Source organism: Pseudomonas parakoreensis (genome assembly GCF_021602155.1).
Classification (GTDB): Bacteria; Pseudomonadota; Gammaproteobacteria; order Pseudomonadales; family Pseudomonadaceae; genus Aquipseudomonas; species Aquipseudomonas parakoreensis.
Map to the genome: position 1 here is coordinate 68,048 of NZ_BQHY01000019.1, position 20,821 is coordinate 88,868.

Genomic DNA, 20,821 nt, shown 5'->3' on the forward strand with positions numbered 1-20,821 from the left:
GCAGGCCCATAATTATTCAGGCAGAATCCTGGGGTCGCTTCGCGACCCATCGGGGATAAATCCCCTCGCCACAGAGTGATTTGCCAACAGTTTTTACAACGGCAATCCAGCCTTCACCCGGTACTGATTACGCACCGGCGTCGCATATTGCAGCACCAGATACGGACGGTGCTCCTCAGGGCAGGCATCCAGACGGCTCTGCCATTCTTCCTGCGCCTTGGCCAGTTCATCGGCGGGGAACAGCTCGGCAGCCTTCGGCACGTTCAGTTGCGGATCGGCGTCGGCCCACTGCGCATATGCCAGGTAATGCACCGGGAACAGGCGATAACCACCGAGAATCTGCTTGTCCATCTCGACCGCCAATTGCTTGGTGTCTTCGAACAGCTCGGTGATCGGCGCCGCGAAGTTCACGTGCACCCGGCCCTTGTAGCCCGTAATGCCCTTGGCAATGCTCACGTCATCCTCGCCCGGTGCCTTGGCGTAGGTGCCGGTGGTGGCGCGGATGTACAGCTCGCGGGCCTTGGCCTGGTCGCACGGGTCGTATTCGTAACTGATCGACACCGGGGTCAGGTTCAGCGACTGGATCACTTCGCCGAACGGCTCGTCCTTGCGGCTCATGTGGAACATCTTGAGGATCGCCGACTCGGTACGGTCGTCGCCATCCTTGGCCCGGCCTTCGGCCTGCGCGATCCAGATCGAGGCGCAATCGTTGCGGATCGAGTGGTTGATGTACGCCGACAGCAATTGATACGCCGCCATCTTCTCGCGGCGCCCGGTGATCGAACGGTGCACGATGAAGCTCTTGTTCAGGCGCATCAGATCGCTGACAAAGGGCTTTTGCAGCAGGTTGTCGCCGATTGCGATGCGCGGCGTCGGCAGGCCGGCGTGGTACACCGCATAGTTGACGAAGGCCGGGTCCATCACGATGTCGCGGTGGTTGGCGATAAACAGATAAGCGCTGCCGGACTTGAATTGCTCGACACCCGTGTAGGTCACGCCGTCGGTGGCGCGCTCGATGGTGTGGTCGACGTAGGACTCGATCTTGTCCTGCAACGTCGCCACCGAGGTCACGCTGGCGAACTCACGACGCAGCCGATGGGCTATAAGTGGTTTGAGCATCCAGCCGAAGGCACCGGCAAAACGCGGGAAGCGGAAGTGGGTGAGGATATCTAGAAACGCCTTGTCGCCGAGCAGTCTTGCCAGTACCACAGGTACTTCGCTGTCGTCGTAAGGTCGGATGGCATCGAATTCGCCCATCATGCTCTCTTGTTGGAAACGGCTAGGGTAAGTAAAGGTTTTGATCGAAAACCAACGGGGCACGGTCTGAAAAAGTAGCCAGACAAAAATAGCCCTGCAAATAGACCGGCGATTATACGCACAAGTCACCTGGGAGACCGCGATGCTGGAAAGCGCACTGTATGAATGTCCGTATTGTGGTGAAGAGGTCGAAACGACGGTGGACCTGTCCGCAGGCGATCAGACCTACATCGAGGACTGTCAGGTGTGTTGTCGACCGATCACGTTTGTCTTGCAGGTTCACGGCGAGGACTGGTTTCTGGAAGTGTTCAGTGAAAACGAATGAGGGGCGCCCATGCAGCGAATCTACGAGCCGGAAAACCTGATGGAAGGCGAGATGCTCAAGGGCATGCTCGCCAGCGAAGGCATCGAGGCGCACCTGGTGGGCCGGGATCTGCTCGGCGGCACGGGGGAGTTGCCGATTTTTGGCCTGCTGGGGTTGTCGGTCGATAACGATCATGCCGAATACGCCCGCGAGCTGATCACCGCGTACAATGCCGCGCTGCCGCTGCCCGGCGATGAACCGGAGAGCTTCCCCGGGACGCTGGTCTGTTAGGCTGACGTTCGTTTTATTGCTGAGTCGTGTTGCCCCATGTGTGGACGTTATGCCCTGTTTCGCTGGAACCGCGACTTCGCGGCCCTGCCCGGATTTCCCGCCGATCAGCAGGCGCAGTGGAATATTTCTCCCAGTGATTCGGTGTTGATGCTGCGTGCCGAGGCCGACGGCCAACGCACGCTGGCCCGCGCCCGTTGGGGGCTGACGCCGCCGTGGCTGACCGATCTGTCGAAAACCCCGGCGCATGCCCGGGCGGAAACCGTCGCCGAACAGCCGATGTTCCGTGAAGCGCTGCGCCTGCGCCGTTGTCTGCTGCCGGCCAACGGTTTCTACGAATGGCGCGGCAATCTGCGCAAGCGCCCGTACTGGCTGACGCCCGGAGAGGGTTCGTCGTTGTTTTTCGCGGCGATCTGGGAGGCGTACCCGGTGCAGGAACAGGTGTGGCTGAGCACCGCGGTCATCACCCAGCCGGCGGCCAGTCAGCGCCGACCGTTGATTCTCGATGAGGCGGGGCAGGCGGCCTGGCTCGATCCTGCGACGCCGTTGCATGTGCTGCAGGGCTTGCTCGCCAGTGAGCCGGCGGCATTGCGCGAGCGGGTGCTGGCGAATCTGGTGAATGATCCGAAGCTCAATGGGCCGGAGTGTCTGACCCCGGGTTGAGGTGAAAAGCGAAAAGATCGCAGCCTGCGGCAGCTCCTACAGGATTGGTGTAGGAGCTGCCGCAGGCTACGATCTTTTGATCTTGCTGTTAAACCTTGAACTGATTGATCAACCGCCGCTGCTGCTCCGCCAGTTTGGTCAGGCCGGCACTCGCCGAACTCGACTCATCCGCACCGCCCGCCACTTCATTGGCCACCTGACCGATATTGATCACGTTGCGGTTGATGTCATCCGCCACGGCGCTTTGCTCTTCAGCGGCACTGGCGATCTGCGTGTTCATGTCATTGATCACCGACACCGCCTGAGTAATCGTCTCCAGCGCTTCAGCCGCTTTCGCCGCGTGCTGCACGCTTTCGTCGGTACGGTTCTGGCTGTCCTCCATGACCCGCACCACGTCGCGGGTGCCCTGTTGCAGTTGCTGGATCATGCTTTGGATTTCTTCGGTGGCCTTCTGGGTCTTCTGCGCCAGATTGCGCACCTCGTCCGCCACCACGGCAAAGCCGCGCCCTTGTTCGCCGGCACGCGCCGCTTCGATCGCGGCGTTCAGCGCCAGCAGGTTGGTCTGCTCGGCGATCCCGCGAATGGCAGTCAGGATCGCGTTGATGTTTTCACTGTCCTTGGCCAGGGTCTGCACCACGCCCACGGCTTTGCCGATTTCCAGCGCCAGCGCACCAATCGAATTCGAGGTATCACGGACGATCTGCATGCCTTGGCCTGCGGCCTGATCCGCATGGCTGGCGGCTTGCGCCGCCTGGGTGGCGTTGCGCGCCACGTCTTGCGCAGTGGCGGTCATTTCCTGCACGGCCGTGGCGACCTGATCGATCTCGGCCATTTGTTTCTGAATGCCGATGTTGGTGCGAATGGCGATGTCGGCCGTGTGTTCGGAGGAATCGCTGACGCTCTGCACCGACGTCACCACCTGCGTGATCATCGCCTGCAACTTGGCGAGGAAGGTGTTGAAGCCTTTGGCAATCGAACCGAGTTCATCGCTGCGATCACTGCTCAGGCGGCGGGTCAGGTCGCCTTCACCTTTGGCAATGTCATCGAGCATGGCGACCATCTGCTTCAGGGGGCGGGCGATGCCGTGGCCCACCAGCCAGATCACCAGCAGGCCGATGCCGGCGATGATCAGACCGACCATGGCCATGCCAAAGGTGTCAGATTTGCGCTGGGCATCGAGGTCGGCCTGAAGTTTCTGCAGGTCGGCCATTACCGCGTTCAACGGCAGTTGCAGCATCAGGGTCCAGTGCGCGTCGGTCTGGCCGATGCCGAATGGCAGGTACAACTCGATGCGGCCCTTGTCCTTGTTGACGGAGTAGGTGACTTCGCCGCGTTTGAGATTGGCCATGTTGGCAATCTGTTCGGCGTCGAGAATGTCGCTGATCTTTTCACCGAATTTGCTCGGGTCCTGGGTGTAGGCCACGATCCGGCCGTTGCCGCCGATCAGGGCCATTTGCCCGGCGCCGCTGTACAGCTTCTGGTTGGCGGCGAGAAGCATGTCCTGAATGAAGTTCACCGACAGGTCGGCGCCGACGATGCCCTGGAACGCGCCGTTGAGCATGATCGGTTCAATGAACGAGGCGAGCATGACGACTTTGTCGCCGACTTTGTACGGCGCCGGATCGATCACGCAGGGCTTTTTCGTCTCCTTGGAGCAGAGGTAGTACTCACTGGCGCGTACCCCGGTGGACAGGGTTTTCTGATCGTCGACATCGGCCAGTTTGTCCACGCCCAGACTGCCATCGGTATTGCGGAACCACCACGGCAGGAAGCGTCCGTTGGCAGGGTCGATACCGACCACGGCGCTGCCGATGTAGGCCGCGTCATTGTGGTCCAGAGCGTTTTTCTCCCAGCCGATATAAGTGCCGAGAATCTTCGGGTTCTGCTCGACGTTCTCCTTGATCAGACTGATCAACTGCTCGCGGCTGATGCTCAGTCGCGGCTGGCCGTCGGCGCCCGGTGTGCCGAGCAGCGCGTTGACCCGAACCAGTCCGCCGGCAATCAGCAGCGGCGCTTCGAGTTCGCGCTGGATCTGGCTGACCTGGGTCTGCGCCAGCGAGGTCAGGCGCTGTTCGATGACCTGCTCGAACTGCGCCTGCGTGCGCTGTTGCACCATCTCCTGGGTGCGGGCGCCGGAGAACAGCGCGTACAGCACCAGCGCGGCGACCACGCTGAGAACGATGGCGCCGGCCAGGGCGGCGACGGAAAACTGGATCGACTTGAACTTCATGGGAGCTCCGCACGCAAGAGGACGTCTGCGCTTTTGTATCGGCAGCAGGCATTGCGCCATGAGTCGCGAGCGGAACATTCGGTGGGTGATGTCGCAAATGGATCGGTGCGCGACGCAGCGGCAGCAGGCAGGCCGGTTGCTGTGAATTTTTTACGACAGCAGTCGTGGGAAACTTCCGAAAGACGCTGCAACGCGTCTGTTGTATCTGGCGCCGATACAATTACCCGCCTAGGATACGCGGCAGGTTTTCAGGGAGCTTTTGAATGAACAAGACATTGGTTGTAAGTGCACTGAGCGCAGCGCTGTTGCTGGCCGGTTGTCAGTCGGTCAACACCACCAGCGGCGGAGCCGTGGGCGTGGAGCGCAAGCAGTACATGTTCAGCATGCTGTCCTCGCAAGAGGTCGACCAGATGTATGCCCAGTCCTATCAGAAGACCGTCGGCGAGGCGTCGAGCAAAGGCGTGCTGGACAAGACCAGCCCGGAGGCCAAGCGGGTTCAGACGATTGCCAACCGGCTGATCGCTCAGGCGCCGAATTTCCGCCCGGATGCGGCGCAATGGCAGTGGGAAGTCAATCTGATCAAAAGCGATGAGCTCAACGCCAACTGCGGCCCCGGCGGCAAGATCATTTTCTACACCGGACTGATCGACAGCCTGAAGCTGACCGACGATGAAATCGCCGCAGTCATGGGCCACGAAATCGCCCACGCCCTGCGCGAGCACGGTCGTGAAGCGATGTCCAAGGCTTATGGGATCGAGATGGCCAAGCAGGGCGCCGGCGCGTTGTTCGGTCTGGGCCAGGACAGCCTGGCGCTGGCCGACACCGTGGCCAACTACGGCATGACCTTGCCCAACAGTCGCGCCAATGAAAACGAAGCCGATCTGATTGGCCTCGAACTGGCCGCCCGCGCCGGCTACAACCCGAATGCCGCGATCACCTTGTGGAACAAGATGAGCAAGGCCTCGGAAGGCGCGCCGCCGGAATTCATGAGCACTCACCCGGCTTCGTCCAGCCGGATCGCTTCGTTGCAGGCGGCGATTCCGAAGGTAATGCCGCTGTACGAGAAAGCCCCGAAGTCCTGATAGGCATTCCGGGCAAGTCGAACCTGCTGCTGTAGTGAGGGGATTCATCCCCGATGGGCTGCGAAGCAGCCCCAAAACCTATGACTGCGGTGTACCAGGTACACCGAGGTGGTCAGCTTTGGGGCGCTTCGCAGCCCATCGGGGATAAATCCCCTCACCACAGATTTTGTGGGGTTCAGTGGATAGGGTTAAACCCAGCCGCTGCTCTGCATCGCCTTGTACACCGCAACAATCGCCAGAATGAAGAACGCCGAAGCCGCCAGGCGACGGATCAACGTCAGTGGCAATTTCTCCGCAGCAAAGTTACCCGCCAATACCACCGGCACGTTGGCAATCAGCATGCCTGCCGTGGTGCCGATAATCACCAGCCACAGCTCAGGGTATTGCGCCGCCAGCATCACAGTGGCGATCTGCGTCTTGTCACCGATTTCCGCGAGGAAAAACGCGATCAGCGTGGTCAGGAAGGGCCCGAACTTGCGCGCGGTGCTGGCTTCATCGTCATCCATCTTGTCCGGGACCAGCGTCCACAGTGCAGTGGCGGCGAAGCTCGCGGCAAGAATCCAGTGCAACACCGAGTCGGAGAAGAAGCTGCCGAACCAGGCGCCTACCGCACCGGCTGCTGCGTGGTTGGCCAGGGTCGCGGCGACGATACCGGCAATGATCGGCCAGGGTTTGCGAAAGCGAGCGGCGAGAATCAGCGCGAGCAGTTGCGTCTTGTCGCCGATTTCGGCCAAGGCAACGATTGCGGTGGGAACGAGTAACGAGTCCAGCATCAGGATTTTCCTAAGGGGCGGGTCGACACGGCTATGACACGTACAGCCTTCCCGCCCCGGGTAAGGTGTGCGTGTCATAGGTCTTGTCAAACCCTGCGATCCGTCTGGTGCGGACGCTGGGGTCGCATACGCCATGATCTGAGGATCAAGTATGTTGACGTATGCCGGACGAGCTTGGCGCTCGTGGGAGACTACTCCCCTAGGACGGAGCGGATTCTGCCTAGGCAGAATCCATTCGGCAAGTGCTAATTTTCAGCCGCGCTTGGCCCGGTAAATTCGGAAACCATTGCCTTCGGCCTTGATCGCGCACACGCCCAGGTGCTCTTCGATCAATGGCTGATATTTCAGGAAGCTGTTCGCAACCAAGCGCAGTTCACCGCCGTTTTTCAGATGTTTGGCTGCTTTTCGCAGCAAATTCTCAGTAGCGAAATAATCCGTATGCACCCCGACATGGAACGGCGGGTTGCTCAGAATCGCGTTCAAACCCATGGGGGCAGCGTCGATGCCGTCACCGGTCAGCACTTCGGCTTCCAGACCGTTTGCCGCCAAAGTCAGACGACTGCTGGCGGCGGCGAAGGCATCGACGTCGAGCAGGGTCACCTGATTGTGCGGATAACGCCGTTTGACCGCCGCGCCCAAAACCCCGGCGCCACAACCGAAATCCAGCAGATGACCGCTCGGCAGTTTGTCCAGGTGTTCCAGCAGCAGGGCGCTGCCACGATCCAGCCGGCCATGACTGAATACACCGGGCAGGCTGATGACTTTCAGCGGGCCTTCGGCCAGTGGCAGCTCGTACGTCTGCGCCAGGCTTTCCAGCGATTTGGCTTCCGGCGCGTTGGCCACGGTCACTTGCCACAATTGGCAATGGCGCGCGCTGTCGAGTTTGCGCGGTTTGCCAAACGGGTTGAGCTGCTTGGATGCGCCTTCGATACCGCTGCGTTTTTCCCCCACCAGAAACACCTCGCGCCCGGGCAGACGTGCGGCCACGGCATTGAGGATGTAATCGGTCAGGTCCTTGGACTTGGGCAAAAACACCACGGCGCTGTCGAACGCGCGCTCCGGCACGTTTACGCCGAAATGGCTGCGACCTTCGAAACGTGCATCGAGTGCCGCCTGATCGCCGGCGTGCCAGCACCAGCCGAACGCATTCGGCAAACGCCCGAGCAAATCGTCGGCGGGCAAACCGGCCAGCAACAGCGAACCCTGGAATAACTCGGCCTGACGAAGCAGTACTTCACTGCGCGGATCCATAACTGCTCCTTGGAAAAAAAGTGCCGCAGTTTATCAACTGACGACCCGCAGCGCTGTACCGCTGAAGAACGCCTGGGCGTTTTCGGTCAATTGGCCAACGATACGCTGCCGTGCTTCGCGACTGCCCCAGGCGTTGTGCGGGGTGACGATCAGCCGTGGAATATCGCCCGCCAGCAGCGGGTTGCCGTTGACTGGCGGTTCGACACTGAGCACATCGGTCGCCGCACCGCCGAGGTGACCGTTGCGCAGGGCATCGGCCAAGGCTTGCTCGTCGATCAAACCACCGCGAGCGGTGTTGACCACAAAGGCGCCGGGTTTCATCGCCGCCAGCTCGCGGGCGCCGATGACGTGTCGGGTGTGTTCATTAAGCGGGCAGTGCAGGGTCAGGGCGTCGATCTGCGGCAGCAGTTCGTCCAGTGGCAGACGATCCGGGCGTGCCGGGCGGCCGGGAATCTGCCCGAGCAATACGCGCATGCCGAACGCTTCCGCCAGCCTTGCGACCGCGCCGCCGAGCTCGCCATGACCGAGCAGACCGAGGGTTTTGCCCTCCAGTTCGACGATCGGGTAGTCCAGCAGGCAGAACTGTCTGGCTTGCTGCCAGCGACCATCGCCAACGGCTTTTTGATAATCGGCCAGGCGGGTGGCGAGGTTGAGCAGCAACATGATCGTGTGTTGCGCCACCGACGGCGTGCCGTAACCCTGACAGTTGCACACGGTAATGCCGTGGGCGCGAGCCGCGTCCAGATCAACGTTGTTGGTGCCGGTGGCGGTAATCAGGATCAGTTGCAGATCGGGGTTGGCGGCCATCGCGGCGGCGTCGATGCGGATCTTGTTGGTGATGGCCACGTGGGCACCCTGCAGGCGCTCGCTGACCTGTTCGGGCAAGGTCTGGGCAAACAACTGCAGATCGCTGAAGCAGGCGCGCAACGGACTGAGGTCAAGATCGCCGAGATCCAGAGACGGGTGATCGAGGAATACGGCGCGGCGCGGGTTCATCATCAACTGTACCTTTTGTGCTTGGAACGGAAGGCGTAATCTGCCGAGCCTACCAGATGAAACAATTGGTTACGCACAGCGCCCGCAATACCCTGTGGCGAGGGAGCTTGCTCCCGCTGGGCTGCGAAGCAGACCCAAACCCATTCACCTTACTGTGTCAGGCACACCGGTGTTTCAGGTTACGGCTGCTGCGCAGCCGAGCGGGAGCAAGCTCCCTCGCCACAGGGTTTGAGCCAGTTGATGAATTGTTTTTACTCATTAAAGAGGAGCCCCCATGTACTGGACCGAGTTCTTGACCGTTGCCCTGATCCACCTGCTGGCCGTGGCCAGTCCCGGCCCGGACTTTGCCGTGGTGGTGCGCGAGAGCGTGACCCATGGTCGTCGCGCCGGCACCTGGACCGCGCTGGGTGTGGGCACGGCGATTTTCCTGCATGTGGGTTATTCGCTGCTGGGCATCGGCCTGATCGTGTCGCAGTCGATCGTGCTGTTCAACGCCTTGAAATGGGCCGCCGCCGCTTACCTGCTGTACATCGGTTTCAAAGCCTTGCGCGCGCAGCCGACGAAAACCGTTACCGATGACCTGCACAAGGAAGCTGGCGTGCGTACCGCGCGCGGCGCCTTCACTTCAGGCTTCGTCACCAATGGCCTGAACCCGAAAGCCACGCTGTTTTTTCTCTCACTGTTCACCGTGGTGATCAACCCGCACACCCCGCTGGCAGTGCAGGCCGGGTACGGGGTTTACCTGGCGGTGGCGACTGCGACCTGGTTCTGTCTGGTGGCGATGCTGTTCAGCCAGCAACGCGTACGCGCCGGTTTCGCCCGCATGGGCCACTGGTTCGACCGCACCATGGGTGCGGTGCTGATCGCGATCGGCGTGAAACTGGCGTTCACCGAGATGCATTGATCAACACTCACTGTAGGAGCTGCCGCAGGCTGCGATCTTTTTATCTTCTAAAAGCAGAATCAAAAGATCGCAGCCTCGTTTCACTCGACAGCTCCTACACGAGTTCGCTCAGCTTGCTCAGGGTTTGCAGATAATCCCGAGGATTCTCCCCGAGCAAACGGCGAAACATCGCGCTGAACGCCCGCGCGCTGCCGTACCCCAGGTCCCGCGCCACGCGCTGCACGCTGTCCCCGGCTAGCAGGCGCGGCAGCGCTTCCATCAGGCGCAGTTGCTGGCGCCAGGCGTTGAAACTCATCTTCAATTGTCGCTGGAACAGCCGCGCCAGAGTGCGTGAGCTGGCGCCGACCTGTTGCGCCCAGTCTTCCAGGGTGTTGGGGTGATCCGGGGTGTCCAGCAACGCCAGACAGATGTTCTGCAGGCGTCGGTCGGTGGGCATTGGAATGTGTAGCGGCAGGTTTTCCAGGCTGGCGAGCTCTTCCAGCATCAACTGCTGGATCAGCGGATTGTCCGCGTGCGGCGGGCCTTGTACGGCGCGCAGGATCAGCTCGCGCAGTAACGGCGTCACCGCCAGCACGCAGCACTGTTGCAGGCTGGCCGGTGACAGCTCGGGGGCAATGAACAGCGAGCGCATCTGCACATCGCCGGACATGAATATCTCGTGCGCGACCTGCGGCGGAATCCATACCGCGCGGCTTGGCGGAATCACCCAGGCACCGAGGGCGGTGACCACCCGCATGATCCCTCTGACGGCATACAGCAACTGCGCCTCGCGGTGCAGGTGCAGCGGCTGGTGCGCGCCGTCCAGATAATCCCGGGGATAGGCACTCACCGGGGCGTGTTCGAAGTGGCTGATCAACATGTCGGATTCGATGACCTGGTTGGCAGGTATGCGCTTTTTCGCCAACTTAGCATAAAGCCGCTGACAACCATTCGCCCATAACAAACTAAAGCGTGCCGCCATGAACCAATCCCGAAACGTGATCCGCTACGTCAATGCTGCCCATGTGATCGATCACATGTTCATGCTGATTTTCCCCGCCGCCGTGCTCGGCATGACCCAGGCCTTTGGTCTCGATTACGCCGCGCTGATCGGTCTGTCCCTGGGTGGGTTCATTGCCTTTGGCGCCTGCTCGTTACCCGCCGGCTGGCTGGGCGATCACTGGAGCCGGCGGCAGATGATGCTGGTGTTTTTCTTCGGCATCGGCGCCTCGGCAATCTTCACCGGGCTGAGCACCAGCCCGACGATGCTGGTGATCGGGTTGACCTTGATCGGAATTTTCGCCGCGATCTACCACCCGGTGGGCACCGCGATGCTGGTGGCCTACGCGCAGAATCGCGGGCGGGAGATCGGCATCAATGGCATGTGGGGCAACCTCGGCGTGGCGTTCTCGGCGCTGGTCACCGGTTTGCTGGTGGCGCAGTTCGGCTGGCGTTCGGCCTTTGTGTTACCGGGCGTGGTGGCGATCATGCTGGGAATCGGCTTCGCCGTGCAGGTGCGCGAAGAGCCGATCCCGCAGCGTCCGCACACCGCACTGAAGGGCGCTGCCGGGCAGCGGATTTCGATGCTCATGGTGTTTGGTGTGCTGGCACTGGCGACGGCCACCGGCGGTGTAGTGTTCAACGCCACCACCATGACCTACCCGAAGCTGTTTCAGGAACGTCTGCATGACTTGTTCGCCTCGCCGCAAACCCTCGGCGTGGTGGTCAGCCTGGCGTATGCCTTTGGTGCAGTGGCGCAGTTGAGCATCGGCCAGGTGTTGCACCGAGTCAGCCTGAAATGGCCGTTTATTGTGTTGACGCTGTTTCAGGCGCCGCTGTTGTACGCCATGGCGTATGTCGATGGCTGGGCAGTGATCGTGCTCGGTGCGGCGTTCATGTTCGTGGTGTTCGGTCAGGTCACGGTGAACGACTCGATGGTCGCCAATTTTGTCGCGCCGCAGTGGCAGTCACGGGTCTTCGCCCTGCGTTACTGCCTGTCGTTCGGCGCCAGTGCGACAGCGATTCCGCTGATTGCCTATGTCGAGCCGCGTCATGGTTTCGCAGGGCTTTACTTGATTCTGGCGGGTTTCGGCGCATTGACCTTCCTTGCTGCGCTGGTTTTCCCACGGACGCCTTCCGAAGCGGCTGTAGGGCAAACGGCCTGATCGGCGCTGAAATACCGGCAAATGCTGGCGCAAAGCTAGCATTTGTACGGCTGTGCAAATCATTCCTTCGGCTGATTTGGCTGGGGTATAACGGCTCTAGAGTAATGCTCTCTACGCCAACACCGTGCAGCCAGAAAAGGGATTCATATGTTGCAGACTCGCGTCATTCCCCCGGCCGATGGGGCCTACCAGTATCCATTGCTGATCAAGCGGTTGCTGATGTCCGGCGCCCGTTACGAGAAAACCCGCGAGATCATCTACCGTGACCAGTTGCGTTACAGCTATCCGACCCTGATCGAGCGGGTTGCGCGGCTGGCCAACGTGTTGACGGCGGCCGGGGTGAAAGCGGGGGACACCGTGGCGGTGATGGACTGGGACAGCCATCGCTACCTGGAATGCATGTTCGCCATCCCGATGCTCGGCGCGGTGATTCACACCATCAACGTACGGCTGTCGCCGGAGCAGATCCTCTACACCATGAACCACGCCGAGGACCGCTTCGTGCTGGTCAACAGCGAGTTCGTCGGACTGTATCAGGCCATCGCGCCGCACCTGACCACGGTGGAGAAAACCCTGCTGCTGACCGATCTGCCGGAAAAGACCGCCGAGCTGCCGAATCTGGTCGGCGAGTACGAGCAACTGCTGGCCGCCGCCAGTGCGCACTACGACTTTCAGGATTTCGACGAGAACTCCGTCGCCACCACGTTCTACACCACCGGTACTACCGGCAATCCGAAGGGCGTGTACTTCACCCATCGGCAACTGGTGCTGCACACCATGGGCGTGTCGACGATCATGGGCGCGATCGACAGCGTGCGCCTGCTCGGCACCAATGACGTGTACATGCCGATCACGCCGATGTTCCATGTGCATGCCTGGGGTTTGCCGTACGTGGCGACGATGCTCGGGCTCAAGCAGGTGTATCCGGGGCGTTACGACCCGGAGTTCCTGGTCGAGCTGTGGCGCAAGGAGAAGGTCACGTTCTCCCACTGCGTGCCGACCATCCTGCAAATGCTGCTCAACGCCAAAGGCGCGCAGGGCATCGATTTCGGCGGCTGGAAAATCGTCATCGGCGGCAGTGCGCTCAATCGCACGCTGTATGAAACCGCCAAGGCCCGGGGCATTCAGTTGACGGCGGCGTACGGCATGTCGGAGACCGGGCCGCTGGTCTCGTGTGCGCACCTCAACGATGAATTGATGGCCGGCACCGAAGATGAGCGCACCACTTACCGGATCAAGGCTGGGGTGCCTGGGCCGCTGGTGGAAGCGGCGATCGTCGACGCCGAGGGCAACTTTCTCCCCGCCGATGGCGAAACCCAGGGCGAGCTGGTGCTACGCGCGCCGTGGCTGACCGAAGGCTATTTCAACGAGCCGCAGAAAGGCGCCGAACTGTGGGCCGGCGGGTGGCTGCACACCGGCGATGTGGCAACGCTCGACAGCATGGGCGTGATCGACATCCGTGACCGTATCAAGGACGTGATCAAGACCGGCGGCGAGTGGATCTCTTCGCTGGACCTTGAAGACCTGATCAGCCGTCATGTGGCGGTACGTGAAGTAGCAGTGGTGGGCATCGCTGATCCGCAGTGGGGCGAACGGCCGTTTGCGCTGCTGGTGATCCGCGAAGGTCACGAGATCGGCGCGCGCGAGCTCAAGGAACACCTCAAGCCGTTCGTGGAATTGGGGCACTTGAGCAAGTGGGCGATTCCGAGCCAGATCGCCCTTGTTACGGAAATTCCCAAGACCAGTGTCGGCAAGCTCGACAAGAAGCGCATCCGCCTCGACATCACCGAATGGCAGGCCAACAACAGCACCTTCCTCTCGACACTTTGAGTGTCTGCTGGCGCGCCGAAAACGGCGCGCCAGACCCACCAAGCAAGCGCTTGGCTTGTTAAATCGAAAAAATCAGCCATCCTTGCCGGGCCGACATCTGTCGGACTGGCGAAAGGACTGTTCCAGAGTGGCTGGCAGCTGCAAATCACACTTTAGAGGGATCAAGCGATACCCACCTGCTGGCTATAGTCCGCTCAAGGATTTTTAAGAACGGGGCACACGCACGACACGGGGCGATGCAACTTTGGAGTGACGTCGGGCGGCTACTGGCTCCCGGTCTTCCAGGCGTTTTTAAAAGTACTCAATGCCATAACAATAATGCACATGGAGTAGCGTCGATGACATCAGTAAACCAGTTCTGGCGCCGGGCTAAACTGCCTCTGGCCGTCAGTCTTGCCTCTACGCTCGCCGGGCCCGCATTCGGCGTCAGTTTCAACGTCGGTGAAATCGAAGGTCAGTTCGACTCTTCGCTCTCCCTGGGCATGAGTATTTCGACTCAGCAGCCGAACAAGGACCTTATTGGTGTCAACAACGGCGGCAAGGGTTTGTCCCAGACCTCCGACAACGGCCACCTGAACTTCAAGAGCGGGCAAGCCTTCTCGAAGATCTTCAAGGGCATCCATGATCTCGAATTGAAATACGGCGACACCGGGGTCTTCGTCCGGGGCAAATACTGGTACGACTTCGCGCTGCAGAACCAGGACTTGGAATACAAGGACGTCAGCAACCACAACCGCGATGTGGCGGCGCGTTCTTCCGGCGGGCAGATCCTCGACGCCTTCGTTTACCACAACTACTCGATTGCCGATGAGCCAGGTTCGGTGCGCCTGGGCAAGCAGGTAGTGAACTGGGGCGAAAGTACCTTCATCGGCGGTGGCATCAACTCGATCAACCCGATCGACGTGTCCGCGTTTCGTCGTCCGGGTACCGAGATCAAGGAAGGTCTGATCCCGGTCAACATGTTCTATGTGTCGCAGAGCCTCACCGAAAACCTTTCGGCCGAAGGTTTCTATCAGATCGACTGGCAGAAGACCGTCACCGACAACTGCGGCACGTTCTTCTCGCAGCCGGACATCGTCACTACCGGTTGCGACGACAACCTGCGGGTATTGAACAAGCGCTCGACCATCCCGGCCATCGCGCTCGGCCCGTTGGCAGGCGCGGGTGTCGACGTCAACGAAGAGGGTGTGCTGGTGCGCCGTTCGCCTAATCGCAATGCGCGTGACAGCGGACAGTGGGGCGTTTCCGCCAAGTACATGTTCGACCCACTGGCCACCGAGTTCGGTGCCTACTTCATGAACTATCACAGCCGCGCGCCGATCTTCAGCGCCACCGGCGCGCCACAGTCGATCTATAACGGCGTGGCGGCATTGCCGGGGCCATTCCGGGCGCTGGGGCCACTGGTGGTCGCGGGCAACTCGGAATACTTCATCGAATACCCTGAAGACATTCGCCTCTACGGTCTGAGCTTCTCCACCACCCTGCCTACCGGTACGGCGTGGAGCGGTGAGGTCAGCTACCGGCCGAATGCGCCGGTACAGTTGAACTCCACCGACATCCTGTTCGCCGGCGTGCGTCCGCTGGGTGGTGCGTTGAGCAATGCATCGGTCCTCAACGGCGTGCCGGGCCAGGACCTGCACGGTTACAACCGCAAAGAGATCACCCAACTGCAAACCACCCTGACGCACTTCTTCGATCAGGTGATGGGCGCCAACCGCCTGACCCTGGTGGGTGAGGTCGGCGTGACCCACGTCGGTGGTCTGGAAAGCAGATCCGAAGCCCGCTACGGCCGCGACCCGGTGTTCGGCCCCGGTGAGTTGCCTGCCACTGGCGGTCTGAACACCTGCTCGCAGATCCTCAACACCTCGACCATCAACGGTGCCGGTCCGGGGGCGTCGCGCGATAACGTGTCCAGCAACTGCAACAACGACGGTTTCACCACCTCGACCTCGTGGGGCTATCGCGCTCGTGCGATCTGGGATTACAGCGACGTGTTCGCCGGTGTGAACCTCAAGCCGAACGTGGCCTGGTCGCATGACGTGAAAGGCTACTCGCCAGGCCCTGGCGGCAACTTCGAGGAAGGTCGCAAGGCGATCAGCCTCGGTCTGGATGCCGAATACCAGAACACCTACACGGCGAGCCTGGCCTACACCAACTTCTTTGGCGGCGACTACACGACCGTGGACGATCGTGACTTCGTTGCCCTCAGTGTTGGCGTGAACTTCTAAGCACAGTTTTTTCAGGACGAACACATATGAAAATAACAAAGAGTCTGTTCCAAGCCGGTGTTCTGGGGCTGTCGCTGCTGGCGACCAGCGTCATGGCGGCCGTTCCCGCCGCCGAAGCCGACAAACTGGGCAAAAGCCTGACGCCGATGGGCGCTGAAATGGCTGGTAACGCCGACGGTTCGATCCCGGCCTGGAAACCGCTGCCGAAAAATGCCGGTACCGTCGACAGCAAGGGTTTCCTGTCCGACCCGTTCGGCAGTGAAAAACCGCTGTTCACCATCACCGCGCAGAACGTCGAGCAGTACAAGGCCAAGCTTGCTCCGGGCCAGTACGCAATGTTCAAGCGCTACCCGGATACCTTCAAGATGCCGGTGTACCCGTCCCATCGCGGCTCGACCGTGCCGGATGACGTGTTTGCCGCGATCAAGAAGAACGCCACCACCACCAATCTGGTTGCCGGCGGTAACGGTCTGGAAAACTTCGACACTGCCGTGCCGTTCCCGATTCCGAAAAGCGGTCTGGAGGTGATCTGGAACCACATCACCCGCTATCGCGGTGGCAGCGTGACCCGTCTGGTCACCCAGGCCACGCCGCAAACCAACGGCTCGTTCAGTCTGGTGTATTTCCAGGACCAGTTCGTGTTCCGCGACAAGATGAAGGATTACGATCCGGCCAACCCGGGCAACATCCTGTTCTACTTCAAGCAGAAAGTGACCGCGCCGGCACGTCTGGCCGGTACCGTGCTGCTGGTGCACGAAACCCTCGACCAGGTGAAGGAACCGCGCAAGGCCTGGGTTTATGCCACTGGCCAGCGCCGTGTACGTCAGGCACCGCAAGTGTCCTATGACGGTCCGGGTACTGCCGCGGATGGTCTGCGCACTTCCGACAACCTCGACATGTACAACGGTGCGCCGGATCGCTACGACTGGGCGCTGGAAGGCAAGAAAGAGATGTACATCGCCTCCAACAGCTACAAGATCGACTCGCCGACCCTCAAGTACGCCGACATCATCAAGGCCGGTCACATCAATCAGGATCTGACCCGTTACGAGCTGCGTCGGGTCTGGCACGTGGTCGCTACCCTGAAACCGGGTCAGCGCCACATCTATGCCAAACGTGACTTCTACATCGACGAAGACACCTGGCAGGCAGCGGTCATCGACCATTACGACGGTCGCGGTCAGCTGTGGCGTGTGGCCGAGGCGCATGCCGAGGATTACTACGACAAGCAAGTGCCGTGGTACGCGCTGGAAGCCCTGTACGACCTGCAATCGGGTCGCTACCTGGCGCTGGGCATGAAGAACGAAGAGAAATCAGCGTATGACTTCGGTTTCTCTGCCACCAAGAGCGAATTCCAGCCGGGCAACCTGGGCCAGGACGGTATCCGCTAAGCTTTGACCCGAGGCCGCATCCTCGAAAAAACGCCCCGACTGGTTCGGGGCGTTTTTTTTCGTCGCGATTTTGTGCACGAGCGCCTGCTGGCTCGTAGTCTTTTTGTAGCCATTTGTAGCAATAACCTTCAAACCCTCTACGTTTACCGCTAGTCTGCGGACATCTGCTACGCCGCCAACAGCCATTCAAACAAGAGCCGGCCATGACTGATCTGTCCCCGCTTCCGGATCCTGCAAGCGCTGCCGTCGCGACACTGGACGGGCGTTTTTTTCGCCCGCCACTGCCCGACGGATACGTTTTGCGACCGCGTCTGTGTGAGCGCCTGAGTGCGGGGCTTGCGGGGCGCCTGTTGCTGGTCTGTGCGCCAGCAGGTTTCGGCAAAAGCTCGCTGGCGGTGGAGTTCTGTCAGAGCCTGCCGGCGCACTGGCGAAGCCTCTGGTTGGGCCTGAGCCCGCGGGATAACGATCCGGGACGTTTTCTCGAGCGTTTGCTGGAGGGGTTGCAGGACTACTTTCCGAATCTGGGCAGTCGCGCGCTGGGTCTGTTGAAGATGCGCCAGCGCCATCAACCGTTTGCCTTCGAAGAATGGCTCGACGGCTTGCTCGATGAGCTGGCGCTGCAACTGCAGCCAACGGCGCCACTGTTGCTGGTGCTCGATGATTACCATCTCGCCCAAGGCCCGGTGCTCGACCGCTGCCTGCAGTTTTTCCTCAATCATCTGCCCGATGGCTTGCTGGTCATGGTCACCAGTCGGCAGCGCCCGGACTGGCATCTGGCGCGCCTGCGCCTGTCGCGGCAACTGCTGGAACTGCACGAGCAGGATCTGCGACTGACCCATGACGAAGCACTGACCCTGCTTGATCGACACAGCAGTTCATTGCGCGGTGAAGCCCTGGAAAACCTGATCCAGCGCAGCGAAGGCTGGGTGGCTGGGCTGCGTTTCTGGTTGCTGGCGGCATCTGAAGCCGGCAGTGAGGCCGCGTTACCGCAAGCGCTGAACGGCGGGGAGGGGCTGATTCGCGACTATCTGCTGGAGGAAGTCATCGATTGCCTGCCCGCCGAGGTACAGGCATTTCTCTACGACACCGCGCCTCAGGAACGCTTTTGCAGCGAACTGTGCGACGCGGTGCGTGAAGCCCACGACAGCGCCGAAATCCTGCGGTTTCTGCTGGCGCATCAGGTGTTCCTGGTGCCGCTGGACGAGCACGGTCACTGGTATCGCTATCACCATCTGTTTTCCGATCTGCTGCGCAGCCGGCCCGTGACCCAGACGCTGGTGCCGGCGGCGACCCTGCATCTGCGCGCCTGCCGCTGGTTCAATGCTCAAGGGCTGCTCGACGAAGCGGTGGAGCAGGCCTTGCGCGCCGGCCATCTGGATGTGGCGGCGAACCTGGTGCAGAACCTGTCCGAGGAACAACTGCTCGCCGAGCAGAATATCGGCATGCTGCTGCGCTGGAAGATGGACTTGCCCGACAGCCTGTTGATCAGTACACCCCGCTTGATCGTTCTGTACAGCTGGGCGCTGGGGCTGGCCTGTCAGCTGGATGCCGCTGAAGAGCTGGCCAGTCATTTGAGTCGCTTCCTGCCCGCGCCTTCGGCCTCTGCGCAGAAGTCGATGCTTGCACAATGGCTGGCGCTCAGCGGGATCATCGCTCGTGGGCGTGGTCATCGTGAATTGACTCAACGCTATTGCAGCGAAGCGCTGGAAAGCCTGCCGGTAAAACGTTACGGGCAACGTCTGATGTGCCTGTCGACCTTGTCCAATCTGGCGATCGCCGACGGCGACCTGTGGCGCGCCCGGGGCCTGAATCGCGAATCCCTCGAACTGGCGCAGCGGGTCGGCAATCCGTTGTTCGAAGCCTTGGCGCATTACGACCGGGCGCGGGTACTGCAGTCGCGCGGGGAAATACTGCGCGCGCTGGATGAGGTGCATCAGGGCCTGGAACGGTTGCGTGGACTGTCCCCGCAACGTCTGTATGCGGTGCGTGCGCGGCTGACGCTGTACGAAGGTTTTCTGTTGTCCATGCGCCTGCAACCCCAGCAGGCCCGGGCTCGATTGCTGAGCGGTCTGGCCGAAGCGCGGGCCTGTCGCGATATCAGTGTGTTGATCGGCCACTGCGTGATCGCTCGTCTGGACGGCAGCTCAGGCGAGTTTGCCAGGGCCTTTGCCGAACTCGCCGAAGCCGAGCGCCTGATGCATATCTGGGATGTGCCACCGATCTACTACCTGGCGATGATCACCCTGGTCAAATGCGAACTGTGGCTGGTGCAGGGCCGTACCGATCTGGCCGAGGCCTGGCTGGCGCGTCTTGGTCAGACCTATACCGGCGAGCGTGCAGCGGCGCCACCGGAATTTCATCCTCAATTGCCATTGCATGTCGAACTGCAGCAAGCGCTGCTCGATGTGATTCAAGGGCAGCCGATGCTCGCCGAAGGACGGTTGAATGTGCTGTTGGAAAGCGGTCAGCAAACCGGTCGACAGTTGCTGTGTGTGATGGCGCTGGCGCAGAAGGTCGCCTTGTTGCTGGGCACTGGCCGCGAACCGGAAGCACGCAAAGTATTGAGTCAGGCGCTGGAAGCGGCGGCTGGCGGCGTGATACAGCCGTTTGACGCACTGATCCGAGAATATCCGGACTGGTTGCGCAGCCAATTGCATGCTTCGCCGGCATTGGCAGGACAACCGTTACTGGCGCATTTTCCGCTGGTGGCGACTCGGCCAGTGGTCGAGTCCACCGCAGCCGAACAACTCAGCAGCCGGGAGCTGGCGGTTCTGCGTTTGATTGCCCAGGGCTGTTCCAATCAGGAAATCAGCGAGCAACTGTTCATTTCACTGCACACCGTGAAAACCCATGCCAGCCATATCAACAGCAAGTTGGGGGTCGAGCGGCGTACGCAGGCGGTGGCGCGGGCCAAGGAACTCGGGCTGCTGGTTTAGCATTGCAAAAACCATTTCTTTAAAAACAAAAAACGCCCCGAACAAGTCGGGGCGTTTTCGTTTGTCCATTTCAGCCTGTCGTCAGGCCGAAATAGCTTTCAATCAGACCGTTAGGCCACCAGATCTTGCGCGCTGAACGTATTCACGCCGACAAGCTGGATTTCGAAGTCCGGGCCAGCGTTGCCGCTGACGTTGCCCGACAGGACGTGATCAACAAAGCGCAACTGCCCCGCACCCGTAAAGGCATCTGCACCAATGAAGTTGAAGCCGTTGACGCCGGCACTCAGCAGATTGGCATCGAACTTCGTCAGGTCGATCTTATCGCCCTGCTGGCTGTTGAAGTCGGTGATGACGTCGCGATTGGCACCGATGCCCATTTCATTGACTGCAGCGAACACGAAGGTATCGGCTCCTGCGCCACCAATCAGAGTGTCGATGCCGGCGCCACCGTCGAGGAGGTTGTTGCCAGCGTTGCCGGTAATAGTGTTGTTGAGGGTGTTGCCGGTGCCATTGAGGTTACTGCCGCCGACCAACAGCAGATTCT

At 60.8% G+C, this 20,821-nt stretch carries 17 protein-coding genes, 1 pseudogene and 1 riboswitch; of the genes and pseudogenes, 10 read left to right on the forward strand and 8 right to left on the reverse strand.

The window, feature by feature from the left end; genetic code table 11:
- Positions 1-93 precede the first annotated feature (93 nt).
- Complete coding sequence (locus L6D63_RS24075) at positions 94-1,257, reverse strand: 1-acyl-sn-glycerol-3-phosphate acyltransferase (RefSeq protein ID WP_179294961.1); 1,164 nt, start codon at positions 1,255-1,257, stop codon at positions 94-96.
- Positions 1,258-1,399: 142 nt separating this feature from the next.
- Here L6D63_RS24075 and L6D63_RS24080 point away from each other — a divergent pair, with 142 nt between their 5' ends.
- From L6D63_RS24080 to L6D63_RS24090, 3 genes are read left to right on the forward strand one after another with little or no spacing between them, the layout of a single operon-like run.
- Positions 1,400-1,582, forward strand: coding sequence for a CPXCG motif-containing cysteine-rich protein (locus L6D63_RS24080; RefSeq protein ID WP_096797159.1), 183 nt, complete (start codon positions 1,400-1,402; stop codon positions 1,580-1,582).
- Positions 1,583-1,591: 9 nt separating this feature from the next.
- A complete protein-coding gene (locus tag L6D63_RS24085; RefSeq protein ID WP_047296466.1) occupies positions 1,592-1,852 on the forward strand; it encodes a putative signal transducing protein in 261 nt (86 codons plus the stop codon).
- A gap of 36 nt (positions 1,853-1,888) precedes the next feature.
- Complete coding sequence (locus L6D63_RS24090) at positions 1,889-2,512, forward strand: SOS response-associated peptidase (protein ID WP_047296465.1); 624 nt, start codon at positions 1,889-1,891, stop codon at positions 2,510-2,512.
- Between the two features lie 88 nt (positions 2,513-2,600).
- Here L6D63_RS24090 and L6D63_RS28860 read toward each other — a convergent pair whose 3' ends face one another.
- Positions 2,601-3,443: a methyl-accepting chemotaxis protein gene (locus L6D63_RS28860; RefSeq protein WP_371851365.1), complete on the reverse strand. Its 843-nt coding sequence runs from the start codon at positions 3,441-3,443 to the stop codon at positions 2,601-2,603.
- Positions 3,444-3,455: 12 nt separating this feature from the next.
- Positions 3,456-4,820: pseudogene (locus L6D63_RS28865) on the reverse strand (methyl-accepting chemotaxis protein); the annotation flags it as partial.
- A gap of 185 nt (positions 4,821-5,005) precedes the next feature.
- Between L6D63_RS28865 and L6D63_RS24100 the strand changes: the two are divergent.
- Positions 5,006-5,824, forward strand: a complete 819-nt coding sequence (locus tag L6D63_RS24100) for a M48 family metallopeptidase (RefSeq protein ID WP_131671057.1) — start codon at positions 5,006-5,008, stop codon at positions 5,822-5,824.
- A gap of 188 nt (positions 5,825-6,012) precedes the next feature.
- Here L6D63_RS24100 and L6D63_RS24105 read toward each other — a convergent pair whose 3' ends face one another.
- The 3 genes from L6D63_RS24105 to L6D63_RS24115 all read right to left on the reverse strand — a co-directional run bounded on the left by L6D63_RS24105 (position 6,013) and on the right by L6D63_RS24115 (position 8,847).
- Positions 6,013-6,597, reverse strand: coding sequence for a TMEM165/GDT1 family protein (locus tag L6D63_RS24105; protein WP_047296462.1), 585 nt, complete (start codon positions 6,595-6,597; stop codon positions 6,013-6,015).
- An 88-nt stretch (positions 6,598-6,685) separates the two neighbouring features.
- Positions 6,686-6,810: riboswitch (yybP-ykoY riboswitch) on the reverse strand.
- A 39-nt stretch (positions 6,811-6,849) separates the two neighbouring features.
- On the reverse strand, positions 6,850-7,848 hold the full coding sequence (locus L6D63_RS24110; RefSeq protein ID WP_047296460.1) for a class I SAM-dependent methyltransferase: 999 nt from the start codon (positions 7,846-7,848) through the stop codon (positions 6,850-6,852).
- Positions 7,849-7,881: 33 nt separating this feature from the next.
- Positions 7,882-8,847, reverse strand: a complete 966-nt coding sequence (locus L6D63_RS24115; RefSeq protein ID WP_131671058.1) for a 2-hydroxyacid dehydrogenase — start codon at positions 8,845-8,847, stop codon at positions 7,882-7,884.
- Positions 8,848-9,118: 271 nt separating this feature from the next.
- Here L6D63_RS24115 and L6D63_RS24120 point away from each other — a divergent pair, with 271 nt between their 5' ends.
- Positions 9,119-9,748, forward strand: a complete 630-nt coding sequence (locus tag L6D63_RS24120) for a LysE family translocator (protein WP_047296457.1) — start codon at positions 9,119-9,121, stop codon at positions 9,746-9,748.
- Positions 9,749-9,842: 94 nt separating this feature from the next.
- On the opposite strand, the gene L6D63_RS24125 is transcribed toward L6D63_RS24120, so the two are convergent.
- Positions 9,843-10,607, reverse strand: coding sequence for an AraC family transcriptional regulator (locus tag L6D63_RS24125; RefSeq protein ID WP_121187146.1), 765 nt, complete (start codon positions 10,605-10,607; stop codon positions 9,843-9,845).
- Positions 10,608-10,707: 100 nt separating this feature from the next.
- Here L6D63_RS24125 and L6D63_RS24130 point away from each other — a divergent pair, with 100 nt between their 5' ends.
- The 5 genes from L6D63_RS24130 to L6D63_RS24150 all read left to right on the forward strand — a co-directional run bounded on the left by L6D63_RS24130 (position 10,708) and on the right by L6D63_RS24150 (position 20,277).
- Positions 10,708-11,892 (forward strand): MFS transporter, encoded by a 1,185-nt coding sequence (locus L6D63_RS24130; RefSeq protein ID WP_121187144.1) that lies wholly within the window; start codon positions 10,708-10,710, stop codon positions 11,890-11,892.
- 147 nt (positions 11,893-12,039) lie between these two features.
- Positions 12,040-13,722 (forward strand): fatty acid--CoA ligase, encoded by a 1,683-nt coding sequence (locus L6D63_RS24135; protein ID WP_131671060.1) that lies wholly within the window; start codon positions 12,040-12,042, stop codon positions 13,720-13,722.
- A gap of 338 nt (positions 13,723-14,060) precedes the next feature.
- Positions 14,061-15,950, forward strand: a complete 1,890-nt coding sequence (locus L6D63_RS24140; protein WP_131671061.1) for a DUF1302 domain-containing protein — start codon at positions 14,061-14,063, stop codon at positions 15,948-15,950.
- Between the two features lie 26 nt (positions 15,951-15,976).
- Positions 15,977-17,341, forward strand: coding sequence for a DUF1329 domain-containing protein (locus L6D63_RS24145; protein ID WP_047296448.1), 1,365 nt, complete (start codon positions 15,977-15,979; stop codon positions 17,339-17,341).
- Between the two features lie 203 nt (positions 17,342-17,544).
- On the forward strand, positions 17,545-20,277 hold the full coding sequence (locus L6D63_RS24150) for a winged helix-turn-helix domain-containing protein (protein ID WP_131671062.1): 2,733 nt from the start codon (positions 17,545-17,547) through the stop codon (positions 20,275-20,277).
- A gap of 110 nt (positions 20,278-20,387) precedes the next feature.
- Here L6D63_RS24150 and L6D63_RS24155 read toward each other — a convergent pair.
- On the reverse strand, positions 20,388-20,821 hold a 434-nt coding region (locus tag L6D63_RS24155; RefSeq protein ID WP_236170403.1), incomplete at its 5' end, for a type I secretion C-terminal target domain-containing protein.